Here is a 24960-nt window from a genome sequence, read left to right on the forward strand (position 1 = left end):
CCATGACATCGATTACTAGAAAAATAGTTAGATATATTGCGACTGTGGTCCCTGTACTTCTTCTGTCTAGCCTGGGCCTCTCAGCACAGCAGCAGTCGTCTTCGCTAAATATCAACCAGGGGCCCAGCGCATCACTGGAATCGGCAGCCGCTCCCAGCAATGCGACCGCGGTGCCGTCCCGTCAATATCGTGTAGGCGTTGATGATGTGCTCAGCATCAGCGTCTGGCATGAGCCGGACCTTTCGCGGAGCGTACCGGTGCGGCCAGACGGCCGTATTTCGTTGCCTCTTGTAGGTGAAGTTCAGGCAGCAGGCAAAACGACGCCGGAGCTTGAAGATGAATTGAAAGCAAGTTTATCTCGGTACGTTAAAGACCCTGAACTAACCGTTATTGTTGCCGAAATCCATAGTCAGCGTATCAATATCATCGGGCAGGTTCAGCACCCCGGAGCATTTGCTCTTACTCAGTCAATGGGTGTTCTAGATGCGCTTGCAGTCGCTGGAGGGCTCCGCGACTTTGCTAAGAAGAATAAGATCTACGTGCTTCGCGAAACTACGTCGGGACACCGCGCGCGCATACCGTTTAACTATAAGTCTGTCCTTCGCGGCAAGTCGGGATCACAAGACGTCCTTCTTCAGCCCAACGATACAGTGGTGGTCCCATGAAGACGCCTTTATCGTCAGTGCTAAGCCTATCTGCGAGCGGTCTGCTGCTCGCCAGCTGCAGTCTCGCGCTTGCGCAGCCATTACCGCAGCAACAAGCGCCTGCTACACCAGCTCAGAGTACCCCGAATGTTACCCAGGATCCAAGCTTGTCGCCCTTGGGCGCTATCCCTTCCCAGCCTGCGACCAGCCAGATACAACCTATAACGTCTGGTAGCTACAACACGGGGACTGTGAACACGACAGGCGGCATAATTAACTCCCATCCGGTGGATATTTTTAACCACACTACAACCTATCAGCCGCCTGAGAGTCACAGTGAGGACGTTACAGCTGAACCCGCCTATCCAGTGGAGCAGATAATGCTGACTCCTAATGTGTCAGAGCTCAACAGTAACGCCAGCTCTGTTCAGTACAATGACAGACGCTCTGGACCATTCAACCTTGGAATAGACGTCGACTGGGTGCTGACCTCAAACCTATTCAACAACTTCAGCAGCACGCAGACTACAGCCGGCAACTATTTTGACGTGTCTGTCCCAGTTGGGTTCGTGAAAAAGACAGCGACTACAAACTTCAATGCTTATTTCCGTAACTCTAATACCTTCTATCCGGCTTACTCCAGTCTAAATCACAGCTCCCAGATATATAGTCAGGACCTACAACATAAAAGTTCAGCATTAACTACGTGGGACTGGTCAATGGCTGGCGGAAGGATCATAAGTCTTGACGATTATCTTCCCCCAGTCATAGCAATCGGAAATACTGGCGTTACTCAGTCATCCCTCGCCAGTGGTCTATTGCCTCTATACAATGGAGCTTCTACCTTGGCTGTGACCCATCGCCTCACGGAAGAAGATACTGTCAGCGGATCGGTCACTGCTGGCTGGACTCAGGAGCCGCTCAGCGCCGCAACGTCTACACAGCCCGCTTTCCTGAATCGAGAAGCGACAGGGGCTGTCGATCTACAGTACCAGCGTGCCCTAAACCCCTATCAGTCAGTGGGAGTAGAACTCACTGACGTCTACGTAAAAGGTCTCTCCCCGGTTGGCACGAGCAATTTCACTTCGGCGCAAATAACTTTTCATCAGGCATTTACAAAGCACGGTTCCTTAAATGCTGGCATAGGTCCGTTATATAGTCATTCAGCCAGTACATATTTTCCTGTTCAGAATGACTATAGCTACACGGGGAATCTAGGTGTCTCGTACCAGACATCGTACGCAAGATTTGACGCAGGTTATGCCCGACTCTTTCAGTTGGGATACCTAGCCCCCGCTGCCCCGGCGCACTCTCTATATGCAACTATTGACCGTCCTATCACGCCTAAGATGGATCTTGTATTAGATACGCGCTATATATTGGCCCTGGCGCCTCCACACTATCAGGGAGGGCAATACAGCGATTTCGCGACATCACTAAGGCTGGGCTATAACATAACCCCCAATACGACTTTCTATGTGAATGGAGCTATTTTCCGCCAAGCTGGGCAGGGAATTAACATCGGCCGGAATGATTTCACTACTGGGATGTCCTACACATTCGGTAATCCCTTAACTCGATCTGGAGGTCGTTAAAATGGCTCGTAAATTACCCTCAAGCCCTCAGGAAATAATAGAGCTCCTCCGTCGCCGGATCTGGTGGATGATCATTCCCTTTTGTGTCGTGGCGGCGCTCTCAGTGGCTATTGGCCTTAAGCTGCCGAAACAGTATCAGTCTGAAACCGTAATTCTCGTCGACCCGCAGAAGATATCCACTGAATATGTCAAAACAGCTGTTACGAGTGACGTTACTGAGAGACTGCAAACGATTAAAGAAGAAGTGATGAGCCGCACTCGTCTCGAGCGTATAGCAGACGACCTGGGACTGTATAAAGAGAGCCGCCAAAGCGGCGGCCTTAATGCCGTCGTCCGTTCAATGCAGAAAGATATAACTGTGGACGTGATCAGAGGTTCCAATGCGCAAAATCCTGTCGACGGATTCAAAATCTCCTATACTGCCGCCACTCCGCAAATAGCTCAGATGGTCACGAAGAAAATAGCTGACCTGTTTATTCAGGAAAATCTACGTGTGCGAGATCGAGACGCGCAGGGCACAAGCCTGTTCATCAATGATCAACTCGCCAAAGTGCGGGAGCAGCTACAAGCTAAAGAAGAACAGATCAAAGCGTTCAAAGCCGCCCATATGGGCGCTCTTCCTGAGCAAGAAGGATCAAATCTATCTCTCATCTCCCAATATCAGGCCGCAGAGCAGGCTAACAGCGAAGCTATCGACCGGGCCAACCAGGAACGTACTTATCTTCGGTCGATGCTGAATATGAATGGTGCGAGCAATACAAATACTCCCGTCACGATTGCCTCTCCAATGGAGATGCAATTACAGGCGAAACGCGATCAATTATCAGCGGCGCAACAAAAATATACTGATTCTCACCCCGACGTCATCCGATTGAAGTCAGAAGTTGCGAGCCTTGAAAAGCAAGTCGCCCATCAAGGCACAAAAGGTCCTTCTCTCAGTGGAGCTGGCACACCATCTATAACGCAACAGTTGCAAAGCCAACTAGTAGCAAATGATCAGGAAATCAAGGCTAGAATAGCCAAACAGCGTGAACTGGAAGCACAGCTTAACAGACTCCAGGGCCGTGTAGAGAATCTTCCGGCGGTACAGGGTTCATTCCAGGACCTTAATCGCGACTACAGCGCCATGCAGAAAAACTATGAGTCATTACTGGAGAAGCAACAGATATCCGGTATGGCGGCGGAGCTTGAAAAGCATAACGACAGTGAAAGTTTCCGTATCCTTGATCCTGCTAATCTTCCGGCGCAACCCTCGTCGCCAAATCTCTTGCTAATAGATGCTGGTGGAGTATTAGCAGGTATCGTCTTTGGATTGCTATTCGCAATTGCTATTGACATGCGAGACCCTACGATCCACACAGCAGAAGAGTTTACGAATTATCTAGATGTCCCGATGATCATCGCACTCCCAAGCATCACGGATGAGATGCACGCGTCTCTGGGTCACAGGCCATAAACAATCTCATATCGCGATCGTGACGTAACGGTAGTCATCCAGTTGTACCCTGTTTGTGAGAGAGGAAATGTAATGACGATCAGCCTTAGGAAGGAGCAGAACATAGCTGCTATAAACCTGCAGTCGGAATCCTTCCAGTTAATTGATGCGCCACGCGAAGCTACTACACTTCAAGGCGGCGTTAACGGTCGAACCAAGTTAGCGTCATCGTATCTACCCACAGGTGGCGCTAGCGATCTGCTCTATCAGCCGCGCCATAACCACAATCTGGCCGATGTACAGTCAGACATTATCCTGGCACATGCGCTCACTCAGGAGCAGGAGAAGTGTGTCTATTTTCCACTCGAGCGCTATCGACTTCTGAGTACCAGAGTGCTTCAGGTTGCCAGAAATCTGAAGAGTAAGGTGTTTTTGATAACAAGCGCTATTGCCGAGGAAGGTAAGACGATCACCGCAGCAAATCTGGCGTTCGCTTTGAGTGGGGCATCATCGATACGAACCCTCATTATCGATCTGGACCTGAGAAGGCCCTCGCTGGCAACGAGGCTTGGAATCAAGGAATCGAGCAAAGCGTCGTCCTATATCACCGCGCCAGATTGGCATGAATGTATATGGGGACTCAAACCCAATCTTCACGCCCTGGTTTTGTCTTCACCTGCAGATCGCCCCGAAGAGGCGGTGCATAGTGAAGGAGTAAAGAAAGTATTAGAGGCTGCTCGCCAGGAATATGACATGGTGATTATAGATTCTGCGCCCCTTCTCCTGGCTGTGGATACACACGTGCTCTTACCGATGGTGGACCATGCGCTCTTGGTGGTCAGGGCTGATCACTCCCCCATTGCCTGCGCGCAAGATGCGGTAAAGATGCTAGGGGACAAGGCTCTGGGCTGTGTCCTTAATGATGTTAAGAAGATGAAGTACGAAGAGTACTACCGCGCATATTACAAGTAGGCTAGAGGCCATGATGGTCAAAGTATCCAATCTATATGTTCCTTCCAGGCTTTTACTTGTCGCTGGAATCGATATCGTTGTTGCATCTATGGCGTCCTTTGTTTTGTTGCGTGCCGGCCAATGGGAAGCCCAGAATATACAGCAGGGAGCACTGCTACCGCTCGGAGTTGCGCTATCTGTCGGCGTGTATCTCTTCTGCTTTTATCTGTTCGGCTTATACGATTTAGACGTTTCCTATAGTGTTCAACAAACATTGATCCGCTCACTGAAGGCGGTCTCAACGGGTATTCTACTTCTGATTCCTGTGTGGTACTGGGCACACGCTGGCGATCGCGGCGTCGTGGATATTGATATCTACCTTCTCATCTTTATAGTGTTACTTGGCTGCTATAGATACGGGACGGGATGGTTGCATAATCACATATTCCCTAAGCAGCGGGTGTTGCTCGTGGGTAGTGGGCCTGGAATTCAGCTTTTAATCGGCGCGCTCGAGGAGCGCAAGAGTTTAGATCTGCGCCTCGGTGGCATTGTGTCGTCGAAAGCTAAGGAGTTTTCCTCCAACATAAGTTTTGCGATCTGCGGAACTCTTGCTGACCTGTCTACTATCGCCGCCTCTTATGGTGTGGACAGGGTTGCCGTCTGCTCAGAGCTACACTCTGCATCTCTGCCCGCAGCGGACCTCTTGGACCTGCGTAGGTCTGGTGTTCATATCGACGATGCGGTTGCGTTGTATGAGAGGATAACTGGGCGAATTCCGGTAAAGCTTATTCGTGCGGCCCAGATGTCATTTGGTAAGGGCTTTGCGCCGTCCCATGTCTGGGGAGTGATAAGCCGTGCGCTTAGCGCTTTAGCGGCTGCTGTTGCCTTGATACTCACTGTTCCCATTTTCCTCGCAGTTTCTTTGCTTATCAAGATGGATAGCCAGGGCACTGTCTTTTATATGCAGGAGCGGGTGGGTCTAAACGGGAAAGTATTTCTTACCATAAAGTTTCGGTCAATGCGTACGGATGCTGAGACGTTAACAGGTCCGGTCTGGGCAAGCGATCACGACCCGCGTGTAACAAGAGTTGGTAGAATTCTGCGAACATTGAGGCTAGATGAATTGCCGCAACTATGGAATGTGTTACGGGGCGATATGAATCTAATAGGACCCCGCCCCGAGCGGCCCCATTTTGTCTCCGCCCTCAAGCAGCAAATACCCTACTATGACCTGCGGCATTGTATTCCTCCCGGGATTACGGGATGGGCTCAAGTGTCCGCAGGTTATGGAGCTACTGTCGAGGAGTCGGAGCAGAAGTTAGAGTACGACCTGTTTTATGTCAAGAATAGGTCTATTTGTCTCGATGCGGCGATAGTTGTCAAGACCATTAGAATTATGATTTCGGGAAAGGGCGCAAGATAACGTGTGGCGACTGATTCCCGATTTGTTAACGGTGACCCTTAGTGGGATGGCACTAATGGTGTCTGCATATATCCTCTTTTTTGCTGTCATGGGTATCAGGCTGAAGCGTAGGGTGGCAAGCGAGTTGACAGGCGATGTTACTTATAGGGTCCTAATCCTCGTTCCTGCACATAATGAAGGGGTAGGCATAACGGCATGTATAAGAAGCATTAATGATCTCCAATATCCGCCGCATTTAGTCAGGCTGGTTGTTATTGCAGATAACTGTAGTGATGACACTAGTGAAATAGCGAAAGAGTGCGGAGCAGAAGTATGGAGCAGGAATGACATAACCCAGCGCGGAAAGGGTTATGCTCTGGCCTGGGCATTTAATAAGGCGCAGTCAGTATCATATGACCTGGCGCTTATCGTTGATGCTGATTCGGTTGTAAATCGTGATTGCGTCACAAATATGGTGATGAGATACGATGCACTCCGGAAGTGTGGCATCGATGCAGTGGCATTGCAGGCAAGATATGAATTTGAAAATGCCGATGTGAAACAGCAATCCTTTAATACTCTCACTCGCCTTTCTAAGGCAGCTGAGAATAGATTTACTTATCTGCCCCGCACATCTATGAAGTTAGTAAACCTTTTGCAGGGGAATGGTTTCGCACTTTCTTATACTGCGCTGCAGCGTGTTCCATTTGTCGCAGGCTCCATAGTTGAGGATGCTGAATACGCCATAGACTTGGCGTTAGGTGGGGTTCCGGTTGCTTATGTGGATGACGCGGTTGTAGTGTCTCGGATGACTTCTAGCATGAGGGATGCTGGACCTCAACGCATCCGTTGGGCAAGTGGAATGATTAAGCTAATGGTGCATTCAATTCCTAGACTGATCTCAGGGGCGATACGCAAGCGCGACTGGAAGCTAGCTGAGGGCGCGATAATGCTTTTATGTACGAGTCGAATGATATTGGTGTACATAACGGCCTGCGCATATATGTTGCTGCTGCTTCATCATGATGGGACACTTGGTGGTATATCTTTTGGCACTTTAGTGTTGAGCACCCTGTTTCAGGGATGCTATTTATGGTGCGTTTTAAAAAGATCTTCCGATGAGCAAATATCGGGGGCAACAATCATGGGAATTCCCCTATATTGGGGCTTCTTATGGTGTATCCAATTATGGGCTTCAGTTGGATTTGGACGAAAAGAGTGGAAGCGGACGGTACGGTGAGAAGTCCACAGCAAGACAATCCTGCCAATACGAATCGGACGTGTGTGAACTTCCGTGGTTTATGGGATGAAGGATATGTCCCATTCATTTCCATTGTTATTCCGGTCAGAAACGAATCAGCAACTCTTCCAAGCCTGCTGCAGGAATTGATATTGCAGCACTACCCAAAAGATAGATACGAGATAGTAGTGGCCGATGGTGTGTCGAATGATGGCACTGCCGTTCTCGTGAAAGAATTGGCTCTTACTGCCAGCGTCCAGGTAAGGTTAGTTACCAATTGGGCGATACGATCTGGAGGCGGCAGGAATGTAGGGGTTCAGACGGCCAAAGGAGATATTATCGTTTTTATCGATGGGCATTGTAGTATCCCGTCACGTCTGCTACTCCAAAACACCGCATCATTGATGGCTATGACAGGGGCTCAGTGCCTTAGTCGCCCTCAGCCCTTGGTCGCTGCGACGTCTTCTCGCTTTGGGGCTGTAGTTGCAAATGTAAGAGCCTCATGGCTAGGACACGGCCGTGATTCATTGATTTACGATATGGAGCGCTCTGGTTTTGTAGATCCGACTACATCTGGTGCCTCTTATCTCAGGGCCGTCTTCGACCGTGTAGGTTACTACGATGAATCGTTTGATGCATGTGAAGACTGCGATTTCAATCTGAGGGTCAAAAAGGCCGGAATGCTAGCCTATACAGATCCTTCACTTGCAGTAAATTATGTGCCGCGTGGCAGCATACGTGGTTTGTGGAAGCAGATGGTCCGTTATGGCAGAGGGAGGATTAGGCTGATGCGAAAGCATCCTGACTACTTATCCTTAAGCCAGTTAGCGCCCGCTGTGCTTGTTGCATGTGCGGTAGGCCTTATACCGGCTTTGTATCTTCCTGCGGTCGTGGGATGGATCCCCGCAACTGTAGTAGCCTCGTTTACTATGCTAATCCTGTTGTGCTCGCTTCAGTTGTCGCTACGTCATGGCGTGGATCACCTTTGGAGAGGTCCGCTCGCATTTGTTTGTATTTATGGTGGGTTAGGAGTAGGTATGCTTCTCGAAGTGGCTTCTAGGAAGCAAAGAAGGGTACCCAGCCTGGCGTGACTAGGTACGCGCTGATTTATCTGAGAATCGTTGAAGATAGACGCGAGTTCTTGGGAAGTGAAGGGAGGTGCGCTCATCTGTAACTACAGCATCTGCCATAGAGATGCGCGGGATAGATAAGGGCCGCGTATAACGTGTGACATAGCCATTATCTGTCGTAAGGCCATAGCTATACCCCGCCTCAGCTGCAAGCTCGATTACGCGATGATCATATCCGCCATTTGGATAGGCGAGCTGTGTTATTTCTCGACCTAGCTTACGCGCGATCATTTGTCGCGAGCTAACAAGATCTTCCATGATATGCTCCGGCTGTTCTACTTTCAGGGTAGAGTGATTCATGGTGTGTGAACCAAAGGTCATGCCATTATTAGCCATTATGCGAGCTTCGTCCCACGTCATAAAGCGACGCACGCCATCTCCCGCTACACGGTAGATATCCTCAAGATGTGCCAACATCATATGCTTGGCATCCATGGGCAGTTGCTTCAGGCGACGTGCCCAGAAGTGCATTTCAAGGGAGGAGGAATTACATGTGGTCCACTTGCGCAGATCATTTTGCAGTAGATGCAACTGCTCGCGACTTTTGCAGGAGCGCCAGATTCTTACGAACCTCTCTTCCGGTAGCAGCCTATTTGTTCCCATCAAGCCTGGGCAGATGAAAACGGTAGCTGGTACACCGTAGCGCAACATGAGTGGGTAGGCGAGCGAATAGGTGTCTTCCCAGCCATCATCGAAAGTGAGGGCGACTCTTTGTAATCCGTCTAGACTGCCTTGGCTCTCGACCAGCTGTTGAAGGGGAACTACTCGAAATTCTCTCTGCAGAAGTATCAAAAGCTGCTCAAAGACGGTATCCGTCATGGCTATTTGACGCTCGTAGCAAGTATCAATCGATGCCTGTGGTAGGACACGATGAAAGGTAAGGACAATGCCACTTCGTGTCGAGCGAAACCGGCGGAGGGCAGTCACTAGACCGCTTCGATCGATTACGGAGGCCAGGCTCAATTTGATTCCTAAACGCATGACAGATTTACAGATGACCTCAAGACTTCCTGGAATTCGGTCATATGAGATGCACGTCAATGGCCAAGAGGCAAAGTGGGGTCTGCCTGGTGCAACATCGTTTCTTGCGGACTCCGACATTCATGCGAATATCGATGCACATACCCTCTGCAAAGTCGGCACTCCGATTGCTTGGAATATCTGTTGGAAGTGCAAAAGTGAAATGTTATGACCTATTTGAGGGCAAACAGCTGATGGCGAATGAGCCATGCAGCGCAGGTGGTGATCGGACCATACCCCCCTTAAAGGCACTGATGCTGATTGATGGCATGGAGTCGATAACGGCGGGGGGGACGGAACGTCAGTTTCTGCAGCTAGCTCAGATTGCCAAGAGTTGTGGAGTGAAGCCATGGATAGGAATCCTCCGAAAGACAGAATGGCTGACTGAAGAGATCGCTGGGTGTCCAGTTCAGCATTTTGATCTGCATACACTCAAATCGATTACTGGCTTGCGGGAGATGGCGAGAGTTGTGTCTTGGATCAAGGCACAGCGATTCGATGTACTCCAGACTTTTTTCTCAGACTCCAACCTCTTCGGCCCACTCTTGGGTCGGCTAAGTGGTATTCCCGTGATTACCGGAACGCGCCGCTGTCTAAGCGATCCGGCGCAACTCCCTAAGCCGTGGTCTCAGTTGATATATCAATTCCGCAACGCGATGGTCGATAACGTCATAGCAAATTCTATGGCTGTGATGCAGTCGGTACTAGACGTTGAGAGATTCAGCCCATCGAAGCTGGACGTCGTCTATAACGGTGTGGATCTGCAGGCTTTGAGGGTCGCCCGTCATCAAGGTCATCAAGTGCGCAGCGAATTGCATATCGGGAAAGAGCATTTGCTGGTTGGGAATATTTCGGGTCTAAGGAAGGTAAAAGGGCTGCCGACTTTTCTGAAAGCTGCCTCCATTGCGGCAAAGAATGATCCTAAGCTCCGCTTCGTCATTGTTGGGGAAGGGGATATGCGTCCAATGCTCGAGCAGATGATCACTAGCGAAGGATTAGAAGAGGTTGTCAGCTTGGTTGGTGCGCAACACGATGTTCGACCATATCTTGCGGCCATGGATATAGCAGTTCTCTGCTCCACTGCTGAAGGACTTTCGAATTCACTTCTTGAATACATGGCTGCTGGCCTCCCCATTATTGCCACGGATGTGGGAGGAAATCGCGAGGTTGTGGGGGATGTGGGCATTTTGATACCCCCGGAAAAGCCGGAGGATTTGGCATCCGCCATCCTTTCCCTTCGCAGCGCGGATCGTCGGCGGGAAATGGGGCAAAATGCCTACCAAAATGTTGGGCGTTTCGACATCAGGATAGCTGAACAAAGGATGGCGGATCACTTTCGGCGATATGCCCAGAATCCCAAAATCAGGCGCCGTAAGAAGCAGGAAGAATAAGAACAAGGAAAACAGCGTCGAAGTAGCGGCTAGTAAAGAACTGAAAACAAGATACTGTCACGGAACTAAACGTGCATACGTAGCTGTGAACTAAGTCAGTTAGCAAGCGGAAGGCGAATATAGACATGAATACGGCAGTTGATCAGCATCCAGAGATGCAAGCAATAAAAAATCGGACAGCGCAGCTTGGGGTTGTAGGTCTTGGATACGTTGGGCTGCCTTTGGCTATGCTTTATGCACGGGCAGGCTTCCAGGTCACAGGGTTTGATGTTGATGAATCCAAGGTGAGTGCGTTAAACGCAGGGCGCTCCTACATCCAGCGGATTCTCCCCGAAGAAATTCAACAGCTAAGAGAGCAAGGGTTCTCTGCTACCGATGACTACCATCTTGTCAGCAAGATGGATGCAGTAATGATCTGTGTGCCCACGCCACTCGACGAGCACCAGGGTCCGGATATGCGCTTTATTGAATCAACAGCTAAAGCGCTTGCGCCGCATCTCCGTGCCCGTCAACTAATTATTCTTGAGAGCACAACCTACCCTGGGACTACCGAGGAAATTCTGGTTCCTCTTCTGGAGGCAGGAAATGCTCAAGGACTTAAATGCTACCGGGATGGCATGGACGAATCGTGCTGCTTTCATGTAGCGTACTCGCCTGAACGTGAAGATCCAGGCAATACACAGGTAGATCGGCCTGATATTCCCAAGGTGGTAGGTGCGGTTTCTGCCCACAGTGGTGCGCTCGCGGGGGAATTATATCGTTCAATATTCAAACGCATCGTGCCGGTCTCGAGTCCAGCTGCGGCGGAGATGACAAAGCTGCTTGAAAATATCTATCGGTGTGTGAATATCGCACTGGTGAACGAGCTTAAGCTGCTCTGTCAGCGACTGAATCTGGATATTTGGGAGATCATTCAGGCAGCTGCGACCAAGCCCTTTGGCTTCCAAGCCTTTTATCCTGGCCCTGGTCTCGGCGGACATTGTATTCCGATCGATCCATTTTACCTGTCATGGAAAGCTAAAGAAGTTGATTTTTCAACACGCTTCATTGATCTCGCCGGCGAGATCAATACGTCAATGCCATACCATGTCATTGACTCCGTAGCAGCAGCATTGAATGATCGCTGCTTGTCCATCAAGGGAAGCCGGATATTGGTGCTCGGCCTCGCATACAAGAAAGACATCGACGACCTACGTGAGTCACCGTCGCTGACGCTTATTGAACTGCTTAGAAAGCGAGGCGCAAATGTGTTCTATAACGATCCATTCTTTCCCGCAGTAGGTCATGGTCGGCATTACGCCCTGAATCTCACCTGTACGCCACTGGATAATCTGGGGAGCTACGATTGTGTTCTTATTGCAACCGATCACTCGGACTACGACTATGAGGCGATTGTTAGAGAATCGAAGCTCGTTATTGACACAAGAAATGCAACGGGCTCAATCCATGCAGACAATATAGTGCGCTGCTAAGCAAAAAAGGATTCGTAACGCCAGGACAAGAAAAGAGGAATATATGGCACGCTTTTGTATAACTGGATCTGCCGGATTTATTGGTTCTTCGTTGGCAAGATATCTTGTAAGTCAAGGCCATGAAGTTATTGGTATAGACAATCTGATAACAGGTCGTCTTGAAAACTTACAAGATGTTCGAGATGAGATGGAGTTTCATTGTCTTGATGTTCGAGATAGAGACTCAGTTACCCCGCTCCTAAAAGGAGTGGATGTTGTTTTCCATGAAGCAGCCTTGCCGTCGGTACCTAAATCCATCCTGGATCCGGTCGCAAGCCATGGGGCAAATATAGAAGGCACCTTCGCACTCCTGCTGGCCGCTAGGGACGCAGGCGTAAGACGTGTTGTATATGCAGCGTCTTCTTCGGCGTATGGGGAGTCGCCCAGCCTGCCGAAGCATGAAGAGATGCCCACATCCCCCATTTCTCCCTATGCTGTTCAGAAATTGGCTGGCGAGCATTACATGCAGAGTTTTGCCCGCGTATATGGCATGGAAACGGTCTCTCTGCGCTATTTCAACGTATTTGGCCCATACCAGGCAGCGGACTCCCCGTATTCGGGAGTACTCGCCAAGTTCATTACGGGGATGCTCGCGCAGACTGCGCCAACCATATATGGGGATGGATCACAAAGTCGCGATTTCACCTACATTGACAATGTGATTGCAGCCAATATGCTGGCAGCATCTGCTGCAGCAAATTCCGTGAGTGGCAAGGTATATAACGTTGCTTGCGGTCAGCGCTATAGCCTTCTTGAGACCTGCAATCTTCTGATGCCTATCACTGGGTACCAGTGTCAACCTATCTTTGCTGCGGCCCGTAATGGGGACATACAGCATTCCATGGCGGACATTTCAAAAGCCAGGCGCGATCTTGGCTATGAGCCATCGGTCTCCTTTGAAGAGGGATTGCGGAAAACAGTCGCATGGTATTCACAAAATGACGGCGCGGCTAATCGTCCCGCGGTGAGTATTGCTATTTAGAGCCAAGATTGGATGGTATGCACAGCTGGAGTCATATGGACATAAGACATCATTATCAACCTAACGCAACGGTCCATCAGTTATTCGTTGAAGCTGCTGTAACTCATTCGGATAAGATTGCCTTGGTGGCTGAGGAGGGCTGCATTAGCTATGCAGATCTCTTCAACTTCGCTCAGAATTTCTCTATCCTCCTTAGGAAAGAATATGCAGTTGTTTCTGGGGATATGGTAGGCCTAGCTGCGGGGAGGTCATTAACTACCATTGGAGCCATTCTCGGAATATTGATGTGTGGCGCTGCATATGTTCCATTCGATGTGGCAGGTTCGCCGCCATTATTGTTGGCACGCCAGATAAAGGACAGTGGTATCAGCCTTGTAGTTGTGGACAGCAAAAGCTCAACGCAGAGCTGTTCCAGATGGTGGGAGGGGGTGCGAACCCTACCAATGCCGGAGTCCTTTGAAAAGCTGCAGCCACTTGGGGAAGTAAACTCAGTCTTTTATGGCGGTCCACAAGATCCGGCGTATGTCATGTTCACCTCTGGCTCTACTGGAACTCCGAAGGGAGTTGTCGTTCCACATCGGGCAGTGACACGGCTAGTGTCTGCTCAAGAGTATATTCAGTTCGATTCGGAACAGCGATTTTTACTTCACTCGCCATTGAGCTTTGATGCTTCCACGCTTGAAGTATGGGGCGCTCTTCTTCATGGCGCAACCTTGGTCATCGCTCCGGATCGTGTCCTAAGTCTCGAGGACTATGCTCACTTGGTTAAGAGATATCATGTGACAACGCTCTGGATGACTGCGGCTATGTTTCATCTTGCCGTACAACACTCGCCATCCATGTTTATGCCCCTCAGGCAGTTACTTGTAGGTGGCGACGTTGTGAGAACTGACTGTGTTGTGGAGGTACAGCGTTCCTGCCCCCAGCTGCAGATTGTGAATGGCTACGGCCCGACAGAAAGCACTACATTTGCATTAACGTATCAGGTGCCGAAGCATTTCGAGTCAACTGCGCCGCTTCCAATAGGCGTACCGATTGCGCACACGAACGTCTACATTCTCGATGAGCAGCACAGATTAGTAGAAGCAGGAGAGGCTGGGGAATTAGCCATTGGCGGCGAAGGAGTAGCCCTCGGATATATTTCACAGCCCGAGTTGACTGAGAAGCGCTTCCTGCCAAGCCCTTTCGGTGCAAAACACGATCGACTCTATCTCACAGGTGATCGCGTGAGGCGAGATCTCTATGGAATTTACCACTTCCTGGGACGGTTTGATCGTGAACAGAAAATCGCAGGTAGGCGTGTTGATTTGGATGAAGTAGAGGCGCTGCTGGCAGAGCACCATTCCATCCGGCAGGCGGCAACTTTAACATTGGCAGGTGAAGATGAGGAGAAACAACTCTATGCAGCTGTTGCTGTTAACGCTGATATCTACGATGGCGCTGCTGTCCGCGACTATTTAGCCTCCCGTCTTCCTAAATCGTGCCTGCCACTCCAGATAATTGTCCTTCCCCAGCTTCCACTGAATTCAAACGGGAAGCTGGACAGAACACAAATACGACAACTTATCGTAGATCGATTAGCACCGGCTAAGATCGAGCCGGATGCATCTATTGCATCCGCTAGCACTCTGGAGACGGTATTACTGCTCTGGAGAAAGCTCTTGAACCAGGATGCGCTTGATGAAGATGCTAACTTCTTTGATTTGGGAGGGAACTCTCTCTTGTTGATCGAGATGCATGCGGCGCTTAATAAGAAATATCCACAACTGGTGGACATGATGGACTTATTCACCGCAACTACTCCGTCTAAAATCAGTGAGCTTATTGATAGCAAACAGTCGTTTTTGAGCCAAGGCAATATCGCTGTATAAGCGGCAGTCAGGAGGCATATTATGGAAACAATTGCGAAGCAAACTAGTTCAGCTGGAACATCAATAATGGCTCCGAACAGTGAATTCCGGGAGAAGTTCGATCGGAAACCCTTTCTCGTCTCGCACACTCTGCTCGCAGATCATCCATTATTCACACTTTCAAGGTTACGTGAGTTGGCAAGGTATCTGCGAGATCATCACTGCGACATTGTCTGGGATGCAGGCGAGGTAGGTATAGGTCAGCGATGGAATGAAGTGCCACGCAAGAATCTTACCGTGGACGATGCCTTGGACCGGATAGACCAGGTTGGTGCATGGATTGTACTCAAACAAGTCGAACGTGCCCCGGAGTACGGGGCGCTTCTGGAAGCGTTTATGCATGAAGTGAGTGAAAAAACTGGTCGGGATATCATGAAAGAGCAGAAGCAGATGGATGCTATTCTCTTCATCACCTCTCCTAACCGTGTTACCTCATACCATATCGATCGGGAGTGTAACTTTCTCTTGCAGGTATCCGGAGATAAGCAGATAAGTGTCTTTGATCGAGAAGACAGGGAAGTGCTGCCAGAGGAGGAAATTGAAACATTCTGGTCTGTTGATAACAATGCCGCCCGCTATAGGCCAGAGTATCAGAACCGAGCTTCTGTCTATGACTTAAGCCCTGGAAAGGGCATCCATATCCCTGTCAATTGTCCACATTGGCTACGCAATGGAAATAATATTTCTATTTCCTTCAGCGTGAGCTATCAATTCAAAGATACGCGGAGAAAATACATATATCAATCCAACCATTACTTGCGCAAGATGGGTTTGAAACCAACCCCTCCCGGACTATCTCCGGCGAAGGATAAGGTCAAGTGTATGGTGATGGACCCGCTGGTCAAAATTAAGGCAGCCATGTCGTCAATGGCTAAGTGATCTAGTCTCGACCATCTGTGAGAGAGCTTCGATTGCATGTTTAAGCTCTAGTGGATCTGGTGCTTCATTAGATTCCATCTGCTGTTCGATGAAGAGTGCGAGCTGCGTGCCCTCCTCCAGTCCGAAAGTCCCGAGCACCCCAGCTAGCTTATGGGCTGTTGCCGCAGCTTCATTTCTTAGCGCGGGGTTGGAGTGACAGTCACTTAGTTGTTCCTGGCTCTGTCGCAGTAGAGATATCCTTCCTGTGATGCTGGCCAGATGTTTTGCCCAGAGCTGTTCGAGGAGTGATTCTAAATTTGGCTGCATGTGACTCATGCTGAATCCTGCCATCCAAGGGCTTCGATAATCTGTTGCGACAGCTTAAGAGGGTCAAATGGTTTCAGTAAGATTGAGTTAAATCCCAGCCCGGCAAATCTACGCTGCTCATGCCCTTGAACTTTAGCAGTCAGCAAGATCACTGGAATACCTACTGTAGCTGGATTGTTCTTTAATTCTTGAAATGTAGAGGGCCCATCCATCCCGGGCATCATTACATCCAATAAAATTGCGTCTGGTTGAGCCTCTTGTGCCTGAAGAATCCCACTCGGCCCGGAGTTAGCTTTGCTAACAGTCCACCCTGCCACCATCTCTAGACTGAGTGCAGCAACTTCACGTATATCGTCTTCGTCGTCGATGATTAGGATGTGCTTTTGCATACATCTCCACACTTATAAAATTGCGGAAGTTGCTTCCTGATACTCAGATAAATGCATCGACTCCTGTTGAAGTCGCAGCAGCGAAGACGCAAACAAGATTACTTGCTGTGGATGAAGCGTGGCCTTTGCGAAAAAGTCGCTAGGGTGAAGATGTAGTTGCGCCCGCTCCGGGCCGGAAATATCAGCGGTTGAATAGAGAAGAACCGGCTGTCTATATTGGCATTTCCTTGGTAAAGAGCGAAAGATAGTCAGCTTGTCATCTCTCATCGCTATATTGATCAAGGTTAGATCTGGCTGCCAAGTGCTGCAGAGTTTGACCGCTTCCTGGTAGGTCTTAACTAGCGTAGCCTGAATATTCCTGCCGTTCAGTGCAGAGGCAATTATCTTGCTTATTTCTGGGTCGTCCTCAACGATGAGGATGTTCGCCATTTTCTTATCATTGCTGAGAGCGCGTACCAGGGTTTCTGTTCTCCACAGGTCATTAATTGGTGCTAGCGCCCACTGATCATCCATGTGATGTTGTTTTACTGAGTGCAGCAGACTTCCCATGATGATTGGGACAGTATGGGTTGCACCTTCACTTCTCAATGTATGGATGGTCTGCCAGCCATTTAGTCCCGGAAGTGATAGATCAAGGAAGATAGCTCCTAATTTAGCCGTGTTAGCCAAAGCCATGGCTTGCTGTTCATCTCTGGCCTCCAGGGCCTGGTGTCCCTTATTCTCAAGTCCCGCAACAATAGCTCTTCTTGTTGACGCTGACGCCGAGCAGATGAGGACACTATCTTTCCTCGTGTCCTCCCCTTTCAATTGCCGATGCGTCTCGTTGGAAGGTAGGAAGAAAGTGAATGTGGCGCCTTTTTCAGCGTTGCATTCTGCCCATATACGTCCGTGGTGTTGGTGGATAAGCGCGCGGCTAATTGCCAACCCGAGCCCTGTGCCACCCTTCTGGCGGGAATCTGAAGCATCTACCTGTTGAAATCTGTCAAAGATGGTCTCGAGTTTATCGGGAGGAATTCCGCGGCCAGAGTCAATCACTCGTAATCTGATGCCACCAGCGACAGCATCAACAATGATCTTGACCATGGAATCTGGAGGGGAAAACTTAATTGCATTGCTGATTAGGTTAGTAATTACTTGGAGGATGCGATCTGGGTCGGCTTCGATCTCCAGCGCTGCTGCGTGTGCTTCAAGTGAAATGCGTGACGCCTCGCCCATTGGCGTGAGGGCATCGATAGCCTGCTGGACTAGTTCTTTCAAGGAGACAGCACGGAGAATAAGGGGAGCACGGCCTGATTCCAATCTCTCAAGATCAAGAATATCGTTGATAAGTCGCACCAGGCGGTCAGAGTTAAAAACAGCGATGCGCAATAGATTCGCGGCCTTTTCGTTGACGTTGCCTATCAGCCCGGCAGAGAGCAGGCCGAGTGCTCCACGAATCGAAGTTAATGGCGTCCGAAGCTCGTGACTGACGGTAGCTACGAACTCATCCTTCATCTGGTCAAGAGCCGTCCGCTCACTGATATCGTGAAAACTGATAACGCTTCCTGTGATTACGCCATGCTCCATAAGGGGAGTAAGAGAGAATTCTACGGTGAAAGATGTATCGTCCTGCCGATAGAAAGTCTCTTTCGTCGTCGCGGAATTTCGAGGTTTTAAAACATCGAATATGCTGCAGGTTTCCCGTGTGCAGCTTGCGCTTAGAGGAGCGTGGATTAATGAATGAAAATGGAGGCCTATCAGCCTGGACGCTGCTGTCCCCAGCATGCGCGTGGCTGCTGGGTTAGCAAAGTCTATCCGGCCTAGTCCATCCACGCAGAGAATTCCATCCGCCACAGAATTAAGAATCACTTCGCGCTGACGGTATAACTCGTGAATCCGTGACTCTTGCATGGATCGTGCAATAAATTGTCCGAGCGATGCACATATAGTCTCTACTGTCGCGACCATCTCGGGATTCTCGGTAATCCTGCGGTGCGAGAAGAACTCCATAACAGCTATGACTTTATTGCCGGCCCGGATAGGGATTGCCCATCCGCTCATAAGGCTGTTTGCAATGGCTGCTTGGCGCCTTTGCAGGCTAAGCTCCTCGGCTTCTGGTCCTGTCCAAATTGGGCTGCCTTGAGACCAGGTTTTACCTGGTAATCCGTCTCCGCGGCGGAACGAACTATTGGCAGTTTCTCTGAGAAATTCTTCACATGGCCAATCCGGAGATACCCACGCGCCCCTGAAGCCTAGAGTCTCTTCCGCTTCATCCAGTGTCCAGATCGAAGCGAAGTCCCATCCCAGCCCATCGCTCATGGCCTCCGCCACTGCAAGCAGCGCCTCAGTTGCCTCTGTAGATTCAACCACTAACTGGCTTGCCTTCAGTTGCAATGCGAGCATCCGCGCACGTCGATTCTGAGTCGTAACATCGCGGAATGTGCAACGAATGAAGCTAGCGTTGCCTGCGCCCCGGATGCAGCTCAGGCTCGCTTCGAATTCAGTTAGCTCGCCGTCTTTATTCCGCATCTGCAGGCTGCCGCATTCCACCCCAAGGCTATTTTTTGCCCGTCTGAAGAGTGCTGCTGCCTCGGCCTGCGCTTCGGGAGGAAAGGCGGATTCGAAACTGATTAGCTCTTCGAAGGAGTGGACATCTCGCCCAAACTGCTCCTGCCATGTTGAGCTGACACGGATATACTTACCGCGCAAGCTGAGGATGGCCATTAGTTCTGCAGAATTATCGAGGCTCTCGGGGAGATAGTTGAGTGTAGGGTCATCATGACCCTCAGGCTGGGGTGCAACCGGAACAAGATCGCTTGGCTGGGGGGTGATGTTACTGCCTGCGGATTCATAGCGCGCTGTAACAACGGTGGCGATCAAAGCCCCGGCAGTTATCAACAAAGCGTCCAGCTGCCATGCTCGTACCCCCGCATGGAACAGGCGCAACACTATAATCGAGACGCCGCCCCCGAACGCGAGAGCAGCGATAATTGCAGAAGCCAACCTGTGTCGTAGCCAGTTCACGTTCCGTCGCCAAAGAGCTGACAACGCTGACGACTGGAGAAAAATAAGAACGAAGCTTGCGTATAGTTTTAGTGTCTTACCGCTACCGGTAGTATAGATACATAGATGCTGGCTATCTAGCTCTTTCTTCTAGTACCGCTTTATTTCAGTACGGTTGAAGACGCTAGCCAGATTCATGCCCGATCGATATGCGGAGTCAGGATTTCGTATGCAGTTGCAGAAGAAACTTCCTGAGGATGGGCTCAGCCGGCGCGCTGCGTATTGCGAACCCGAATCGCGACCCCGCGTTCAAAAGGGATCAGGTTTGAGTTGATGTCTGAACGTTTGGCAGCTGTGGAGCTACGCCGTAGTGTAGACCGGTAGGCAAACCAGAACCATATAAATACGCCGAGATAAAAGAGGCCGATAATTTCTACAAAAAAGACCACAGCAGCTCTCCGGGGCTGGGGGGAGTCAACCAGTTTTTACAGATTGCAAATCGAATAGTACGCCTGCTCCGGGATCACTGACCAGCAGAATTTTTGATTGCAGAGGATAATTCGCGTTTCTACTTCTGTCGCCCGGGCTGGGGCTGTGTGGCAGCCCCAGCGCCGTTTGATGGGATCAAGCGGTCACCGGCTCCAGCAGGCGTGACCACCGCCGCTCCCGGCGGTCCGCGTAAGCCCCTTTATGCCAGGCATATCCGGCAATCAGCGGTACAGCGATTGTGGCTTCGCTGTACACCATTTGTTCAAATGTGGTGTCAACTTTACCCCATGAACTCGCCTCTTTCAACGTGCTTGAAGAAAGAGCTCCGTCTCGCACATCTGCCACCGTTACCTGGATTGCGTACTTGTGCATGGGTGCTTCCGTGCCCAGGATGTCAGCAGCGACGACGATATCCTGCGCAAAGTTCTTCGGTACACCGCCGCCGATCATCAGCAACCCTGTAGTAGGGTTAGCGATCTTGAGCTGGGTCAGCTCGTAAAAGTCTTTTGCTGAGTCGATGGAAACTTTCGGCTTGCCTTGACGCGCATGCTGATGGGCTACGAGCCCGAAACCGGCTGAGCAGTCGCTAAATGCAGGACAGAAGATTGGGATGTCCTTCTCATAAGCGGCGAGCACAATCGAATCGGCCCCGCCCCTTGCCGGGGTCTTGCCTTCCTGTTCGAGATAGCCGCCCATTGCCCGAATGAACTCACGCGAGCTATAGGGTCTGGGTTCCAGAGCGTTGGCTATCTTTTCAGTCGTTTCATCACAGATGCGGAGCTCTTCTTCATCGATCAGCGTGTCGTAGATGCGATCGATCATCAGTTCGCGAAGGGTCGCGTCTTCGGTGCCCTGCTTGTAGAGCTCGTCGGCGATCCAGTGTTTGAACCCGAGTGCTTCAAAGAAATCCTGATCCACGATGTTTGCGCCAGTCGAAACCACGGCATCGACCATGTTGTTACGGAGCAGATCAATAAAAACCTGCTTGAGTCCAGCGCTGATCAACGATCCGGCCAGACACAGAATAACTCCGCATTCCTGGTCGCGAAGCATTCGCTCATAGATAGAGGCGGCTCGCGCCAGATCCCGCGAGCTGTAAGCCATATGCTGCATAGCATCGACGAGCGCCGTGACGTTATGCTGCTTGATGTCGATGTGTTGAATGGGCTGCTTGAGAAGTTCCTGTTTCGTAGGCATAACTATCACAGAATATCAAAGCTTACTGGCGCCTCCCCGTGCCATCTATGTGAATTTCAATAACCGATCTTTAACTAATCTGGATGCCTCTTCCGGGTATACTCGCGGGGATGAGACACCTTTCCGCCGCCCGCCGTACGATTGCTGCGCTTGCAATGCTGTCGCTCTTCGCTCCTCCACCGTCTTTTGGCTGGGGCAGGGAAGGCCACCTCATGATCAACCGGCTGGCTGCTGAATCTCTGGCATCAACGCTGCCGGCGTTTATGCACACCCCTGCTGCGATTGATGAGATTGAATATCTCGGGCCTGAGCCAGATCGCTGGCGTTCGCCTGCCGAGCCTGAATTGAACGCCGAACAGGCTCCGGATCACTTCATCGATCTTGAACTGGCAGACCTCATCGGGCCCCTCCCTCGGCGCCGCTACGACTATATTGCGGAGATTTATGCCGCCAGCTTGACCCACCCGCATCTGGCTGACCAGCTTCGCCCGGAACGGGTCGGCTTTCAGCCCTATATCGTCAGCGAAGTCTGGGAGCGTCTCAAATCAGCGATGCGCGACTATCGCGAACTCAGCGCAAAGCATGCCGACACCAGGCCTGTCGAGGCCGCTATCCTTTTCTATTCAGGATGGTTAGGCCATTATGTGGCGGACGGAGCGCAGCCCCTGCACGTTACTGTTAATTACAACGGCTGGGCGGAAAAGGAAAACCCGAACGGCTATACCACGGATCATAAAATCCACTCCCAGTTTGAAAGCGTCTATGTTGGCGCAAATATCAAGCCCAACCAGGTCAAACCGCTGCTAACCACTGAGCACGCTGTTTCCGATGAGTGGACGGACTACTTGGCTTATCTGCGCCACTCGGCAACGCTTGTCGAGCGGGTCTACCAGTTGGATAAGGCGCACGGATTTGACGGCGCCGGCACGCCCGAGGCCAGGCAGTTTACTCAAGAGCGGCTTGCTGCGGGTGCCAGCATGCTGCGCGATATGATCGACGCCGCCTGGGAGCAAAGTGCACAGCCCGTCCCCGACTGGCATGGATGAACGCTTCACTCCTGAATCGCAGCCCGCGTTCCCTGATGGAAGACGATTTGCCACCTCGTATCCCGCAATACCCATATCGAGCACCGAAGAGCAACATCTACTTTGCCGGACGGCTCCTCCCGGCGGCTGGAATGGTAGGTGAGAAGCGCTGCACTCTCGGCGAGCCATTGCACCTGGAATTTGTCGGCCATAACTTCGGCCGCCGCTTCCGCTCCCAGGTCTGCGAGAATTTGGGCTTTGTTGAATACCCGTCCTGATGATCCGAATTCGACGAACTCGTCGGCAAGGAGTTCCCGCATTCTCCTTTCATCGTGCCGTATCTCCGGCCGCAAAAGTACCCTTTCCATCCGGACCAGTTCTTCGTCAGCATGAGTGTTCATCCCGCACTCCTGGACCTTACCGTTGACAGGCCACCGTCCACCCCGATCACCTGCCCTGTCATCCACCCCTGCCGCGGGTCGAGCAGCCATGCAATGGCCGACGCCACATCTGCCGGCTCTCCAAACCGTCCCAGGGCATGCATGCTTAGTGAACCCTTGGCCACCGTTTCATTGCCCGTGATCTTCTCCGTCAGCGGAGTCTTTATCAGCCCGGGCGCAACACAGTTGAATCGAAGGTTGCGATTGGCATAGCTGGCTGCAGCGGCTATCGCGAGCCCTTGAATTCCAGCTTTGGCGGCTGCAATCGCTTCGTGGCTCGCCATTCCGAGCCGTGCCGCCGCGCTTGAAACAAGCACAATGCTGGCATCCCGCTTGATCGACCGCGCTGCCCCTCGGACGGTTGCAAAGGCACTCTTTAGGTTGATCGCCAGCGTCGATTCCAGTTCATCGTCAGTCGTCAGATGCGCCGGCTTCAGCAGCAGGGACCCGAAGCAGTTCGCAATGCCGTGCAGCGTGCCCAGCTTCTCCGCGCCTAACGCGATGGCTGCCTCGACCTGGTTGCTGAGGGTTGCATCCGCAAGGGTTGACGCAGCGCCCAGCTCTTTCGCCAGGGCGCCGAGCCGCTCGCTATCCCGCCCCACCAGCATCAGACGGCTTCCCCTGGCGGCAAGTTGACGCGCCAACTCGCTGCCGATTCCGCCATAAGCTCCTAGAATCACATAGTTCTCTGCCATCTATTTACCTCAATTGCTCTACTCTACCTTCGAGCGGAAGTTCATATCCCTCGCACTTTCGCTCCATCAAATGCTCGCGCAACCCACTGAAGAGAAAGGGGACACCATTCTTTGACTGTGCCTGCTGCCCCCGGTCGGGGGCGGTTTGGAGCTTCCTTTCATCTTCGGCATCCAATACAGTTGAAATAGACCTGAATGATGGTTCCTGCATCCATTGCCGACTCGGGCGCTGCTTTCCAGACCGCACCCGCACACCTTCCGTCCCGGCTGATTGACAAGCATGGCCGCGCCATTACGGACCTGCGCGTCTCGATCACAGACCGTTGCAACTATAAGTGTGTTTACTGCCGTACAGGCAATGACGGCGCCCAGTATTCAGAGCTGCCCATCGCCGACTATCTCCGTATCGTGAAAGTCTTCCTGGCTTTAGGAATTGAAAAAATCCGCCTCACAGGCGGCGAGCCATTGTTGCGCCGCGGCCTGCTTGACCTGGTTAGCGAAATAGCGAAACTGCGCCGGCCCGATGTCCCCCTCGACCTTGCTCTGACTACGAATGGCCATCTGCTTGAATCCTTGGCTCAGCCGCTCAAGGACGCAGGCTTGGATCGCATCACCGTCAGCATGGACGCTGTTGATCCCGACATAATTGAGCGGATCACTCGCGTCCCCGGCAGTTTTCATCACGTTTTAGCTGGCATCCGCGCTGCACAGCGTGCAGGTTTGGGGCCGGTGAAGGTCAACTGTGTCTTGCTCCGCGGCTTTAACGAAGACCAGATTGTCAGCTTCGCCCGTTTCTCCCGCGACGAAGGCGTCATCGTTCGCTTCATTGAATTTATGCCGCTTGAGGAAGATCGCTCCTGGACCCCGGCCTCTGTTGTCCCGCTGCGCGAGGTGGTGGAGCGTCTTGGCGAGTTTCGCCCAGTCGTATCTCTCAGCGCGAACACGCTAAGCGAAACCGCCCGCCGCTACACTTTCGACGATGGTATTGGAGAAATCGGCATTATTGCTCCGGTGTCCCAGGCCTTCTGCGGACATTGCAGCCGCATCCGGCTTACCTCCGATGGCAAATTGCGTACATGTCTCTTTTCCCAGTCCGAACATGATCTTTATGGCCTGATGCATAGAGGCGGGAGCGACCAGGAAATGGCTGCTTTTATTCACGCAACTGTCGCCCAGAAAGAGGCCCGCCATCATATTGGAGAAGAAGGCTTCCTGAAACCCTCCCGCAGCATGGTTCATATTGGCGGTTAGCTCCAAATAAATGCTGCGCCGACTCTTGATAAATATGTCAAACTAAACAGCTAATTAATGCTATGGCTGCAAGCTTGAACCAAGTCGATCAAAATT

The 24960-nt window shown here is 51.2% G+C and carries 20 protein-coding genes; 13 read left to right on the forward strand and 7 right to left on the reverse strand.

What is annotated here, in order from left to right; translation table 11 throughout:
• The first annotated feature begins 2 nt into the window (after positions 1 to 2).
• The 6 genes from C7378_RS02550 (at position 3) to C7378_RS18130 (ending at position 8358) form a co-directional block, all read left to right on the forward strand.
• Positions 3 to 665, forward strand: a complete 663-nt coding sequence (locus tag C7378_RS02550) for a polysaccharide biosynthesis/export family protein (RefSeq protein ID WP_131991372.1) — start codon at positions 3 to 5, stop codon at positions 663 to 665.
• 1575 nt (positions 666 to 2240) lie between these two features.
• On the forward strand, positions 2241 to 3695 hold the full coding sequence (locus C7378_RS02555; RefSeq protein WP_131991374.1) for an XrtA system polysaccharide chain length determinant: 1455 nt from the start codon (positions 2241 to 2243) through the stop codon (positions 3693 to 3695).
• Between the two features lie 72 nt (positions 3696 to 3767).
• Complete coding sequence (locus C7378_RS02560; RefSeq protein WP_131991376.1) at positions 3768 to 4646, forward strand: CpsD/CapB family tyrosine-protein kinase; 879 nt, start codon at positions 3768 to 3770, stop codon at positions 4644 to 4646.
• Positions 4647 to 4656: 10 nt separating this feature from the next.
• Positions 4657 to 6048: a sugar transferase gene (locus C7378_RS02565; RefSeq protein ID WP_131991378.1), complete on the forward strand. Its 1392-nt coding sequence runs from the start codon at positions 4657 to 4659 to the stop codon at positions 6046 to 6048.
• A 1-nt stretch (position 6049) separates the two neighbouring features.
• Entirely contained in the window at positions 6050 to 7267 is a 1218-nt protein-coding gene (locus C7378_RS02570; RefSeq protein ID WP_131991380.1) for a glycosyltransferase family 2 protein, read from the forward strand.
• A complete protein-coding gene (locus C7378_RS18130; protein WP_424221166.1) occupies positions 7216 to 8358 on the forward strand; it encodes a glycosyltransferase in 1143 nt (380 codons plus the stop codon). Before C7378_RS02570 ends, C7378_RS18130 begins: the two co-directional genes overlap by 52 nt.
• On the opposite strand, the gene C7378_RS02580 is transcribed toward C7378_RS18130, so the two are convergent.
• Positions 8359 to 9216 (reverse strand): polysaccharide deacetylase family protein, encoded by an 858-nt coding sequence (locus C7378_RS02580; RefSeq protein WP_165876612.1) that lies wholly within the window; start codon positions 9214 to 9216, stop codon positions 8359 to 8361.
• Positions 9217 to 9437: 221 nt separating this feature from the next.
• On the opposite strand from C7378_RS02580, the gene C7378_RS02585 reads away from it, so the two are divergent.
• From C7378_RS02585 to C7378_RS02605, 5 genes are all read left to right on the forward strand, one after another.
• The gene (locus C7378_RS02585; protein WP_165876613.1) at positions 9438 to 10808 is read left to right on the forward strand and encodes a glycosyltransferase; all 1371 of its coding nucleotides are present in this window, start codon (positions 9438 to 9440) and stop codon (positions 10806 to 10808) included.
• Positions 10809 to 10933: 125 nt separating this feature from the next.
• Positions 10934 to 12280 carry a nucleotide sugar dehydrogenase gene (locus C7378_RS02590; RefSeq protein WP_131991388.1) on the forward strand — a complete coding sequence of 449 codons (1347 nt, stop codon included), beginning with the start codon at positions 10934 to 10936 and terminating at the stop codon, positions 12278 to 12280.
• Between the two features lie 43 nt (positions 12281 to 12323).
• Positions 12324 to 13301 carry an SDR family oxidoreductase gene (locus C7378_RS02595; protein ID WP_131991390.1) on the forward strand — a complete coding sequence of 326 codons (978 nt, stop codon included), beginning with the start codon at positions 12324 to 12326 and terminating at the stop codon, positions 13299 to 13301.
• Positions 13302 to 13336: 35 nt separating this feature from the next.
• Positions 13337 to 15172 (forward strand): non-ribosomal peptide synthetase, encoded by a 1836-nt coding sequence (locus C7378_RS02600; RefSeq protein WP_165876614.1) that lies wholly within the window; start codon positions 13337 to 13339, stop codon positions 15170 to 15172.
• Between the two features lie 21 nt (positions 15173 to 15193).
• On the forward strand, positions 15194 to 16090 hold the full coding sequence (locus C7378_RS02605; RefSeq protein WP_131991394.1) for a cupin-like domain-containing protein: 897 nt from the start codon (positions 15194 to 15196) through the stop codon (positions 16088 to 16090).
• Here C7378_RS02605 and C7378_RS18135 read toward each other — a convergent pair.
• From C7378_RS18135 to C7378_RS02625, 4 genes are all read right to left on the reverse strand, one after another.
• Entirely contained in the window at positions 16076 to 16420 is a 345-nt protein-coding gene (locus C7378_RS18135) for an Hpt domain-containing protein (protein ID WP_131991396.1), read from the reverse strand. The genes C7378_RS02605 and C7378_RS18135 overlap by 15 nt on opposite strands.
• Positions 16402 to 16785 carry a response regulator gene (locus C7378_RS02615; protein ID WP_131991398.1) on the reverse strand — a complete coding sequence of 128 codons (384 nt, stop codon included), beginning with the start codon at positions 16783 to 16785 and terminating at the stop codon, positions 16402 to 16404. Before C7378_RS02615 ends, C7378_RS18135 begins: the two co-directional genes overlap by 19 nt.
• A 12-nt stretch (positions 16786 to 16797) precedes the next feature.
• A complete protein-coding gene (locus C7378_RS02620) occupies positions 16798 to 19788 on the reverse strand; it encodes an ATP-binding protein (protein WP_341539111.1) in 2991 nt (996 codons plus the stop codon).
• Positions 19789 to 20391: 603 nt separating this feature from the next.
• Positions 20392 to 21453, reverse strand: a complete 1062-nt coding sequence (locus tag C7378_RS02625; RefSeq protein ID WP_131991402.1) for a 1,9-bis(guanidino)-5-aza-nonane synthase — start codon at positions 21451 to 21453, stop codon at positions 20392 to 20394.
• Positions 21454 to 21563: 110 nt separating this feature from the next.
• Here C7378_RS02625 and C7378_RS02630 point away from each other — a divergent pair, with 110 nt between their 5' ends.
• Entirely contained in the window at positions 21564 to 22499 is a 936-nt protein-coding gene (locus C7378_RS02630; RefSeq protein WP_131991404.1) for a phospholipase C/P1 nuclease family protein, read from the forward strand.
• Positions 22500 to 22504: 5 nt separating this feature from the next.
• On the opposite strand, the gene C7378_RS02635 is transcribed toward C7378_RS02630, so the two are convergent.
• Positions 22505 to 22879 carry a nuclear transport factor 2 family protein gene (locus tag C7378_RS02635; protein ID WP_165876615.1) on the reverse strand — a complete coding sequence of 125 codons (375 nt, stop codon included), beginning with the start codon at positions 22877 to 22879 and terminating at the stop codon, positions 22505 to 22507.
• Positions 22876 to 23613: an SDR family NAD(P)-dependent oxidoreductase gene (locus C7378_RS02640; RefSeq protein ID WP_131991408.1), complete on the reverse strand. Its 738-nt coding sequence runs from the start codon at positions 23611 to 23613 to the stop codon at positions 22876 to 22878. The genes C7378_RS02635 and C7378_RS02640 overlap by 4 nt, the downstream gene beginning before the upstream one ends.
• Before the next feature lie 195 nt (positions 23614 to 23808).
• On the opposite strand from C7378_RS02640, the gene moaA reads away from it, so the two are divergent.
• Positions 23809 to 24864 (forward strand): GTP 3',8-cyclase MoaA, encoded by a 1056-nt coding sequence (moaA, locus tag C7378_RS02645; protein ID WP_424221075.1) that lies wholly within the window; start codon positions 23809 to 23811, stop codon positions 24862 to 24864.
• The last annotated feature ends 96 nt before the right edge of the window (positions 24865 to 24960 follow it).

The organism is Acidipila rosea, from assembly GCF_004339725.1.
Lineage (GTDB): Bacteria > Acidobacteriota > Terriglobia > Terriglobales > Acidobacteriaceae > Acidipila > Acidipila rosea.

Excerpts from the sequence above, each read along its gene's own strand:
- C7378_RS02550 (WP_131991372.1), top strand. The coding sequence starts at position 3 with ATGACATCGATTACTAGAAAAATAGTTAGATATATTGCGACTGTGGTC.
- C7378_RS02555 (WP_131991374.1), top strand. The coding sequence starts at position 2,241 with ATGGCTCGTAAATTACCCTCAAGCCCTCAGGAAATAATAGAGCTCCTC.
- C7378_RS02560 (WP_131991376.1), top strand. The coding sequence starts at position 3,768 with ATGACGATCAGCCTTAGGAAGGAGCAGAACATAGCTGCTATAAACCTG.
- C7378_RS02565 (WP_131991378.1), top strand. The coding sequence starts at position 4,657 with ATGATGGTCAAAGTATCCAATCTATATGTTCCTTCCAGGCTTTTACTT.
- C7378_RS18130 (WP_424221166.1), top strand. The coding sequence starts at position 7,216 with ATGGGCTTCAGTTGGATTTGGACGAAAAGAGTGGAAGCGGACGGTACG.
- C7378_RS02580 (WP_165876612.1), bottom strand. The coding sequence starts at position 9,216 with ATGACGGATACCGTCTTTGAGCAGCTTTTGATACTTCTGCAGAGAGAA.
- C7378_RS02585 (WP_165876613.1), top strand. The coding sequence starts at position 9,438 with ATGGCCAAGAGGCAAAGTGGGGTCTGCCTGGTGCAACATCGTTTCTTG.
- C7378_RS02590 (WP_131991388.1), top strand. The coding sequence starts at position 10,934 with ATGAATACGGCAGTTGATCAGCATCCAGAGATGCAAGCAATAAAAAAT.
- C7378_RS02595 (WP_131991390.1), top strand. The coding sequence starts at position 12,324 with ATGGCACGCTTTTGTATAACTGGATCTGCCGGATTTATTGGTTCTTCG.
- C7378_RS02600 (WP_165876614.1), top strand. The coding sequence starts at position 13,337 with ATGGACATAAGACATCATTATCAACCTAACGCAACGGTCCATCAGTTA.
- C7378_RS02605 (WP_131991394.1), top strand. The coding sequence starts at position 15,194 with ATGGAAACAATTGCGAAGCAAACTAGTTCAGCTGGAACATCAATAATG.
- C7378_RS18135 (WP_131991396.1), bottom strand. The coding sequence starts at position 16,420 with ATGGCAGGATTCAGCATGAGTCACATGCAGCCAAATTTAGAATCACTC.
- C7378_RS02615 (WP_131991398.1), bottom strand. The coding sequence starts at position 16,785 with ATGCAAAAGCACATCCTAATCATCGACGACGAAGACGATATACGTGAA.
- C7378_RS02625 (WP_131991402.1), bottom strand. The coding sequence starts at position 21,453 with ATGCCTACGAAACAGGAACTTCTCAAGCAGCCCATTCAACACATCGAC.
- C7378_RS02630 (WP_131991404.1), top strand. The coding sequence starts at position 21,564 with ATGAGACACCTTTCCGCCGCCCGCCGTACGATTGCTGCGCTTGCAATG.
- C7378_RS02635 (WP_165876615.1), bottom strand. The coding sequence starts at position 22,879 with ATGAACACTCATGCTGACGAAGAACTGGTCCGGATGGAAAGGGTACTT.
- C7378_RS02640 (WP_131991408.1), bottom strand. The coding sequence starts at position 23,613 with ATGGCAGAGAACTATGTGATTCTAGGAGCTTATGGCGGAATCGGCAGC.
- moaA (WP_424221075.1), top strand. The coding sequence starts at position 23,809 with ATGATGGTTCCTGCATCCATTGCCGACTCGGGCGCTGCTTTCCAGACC.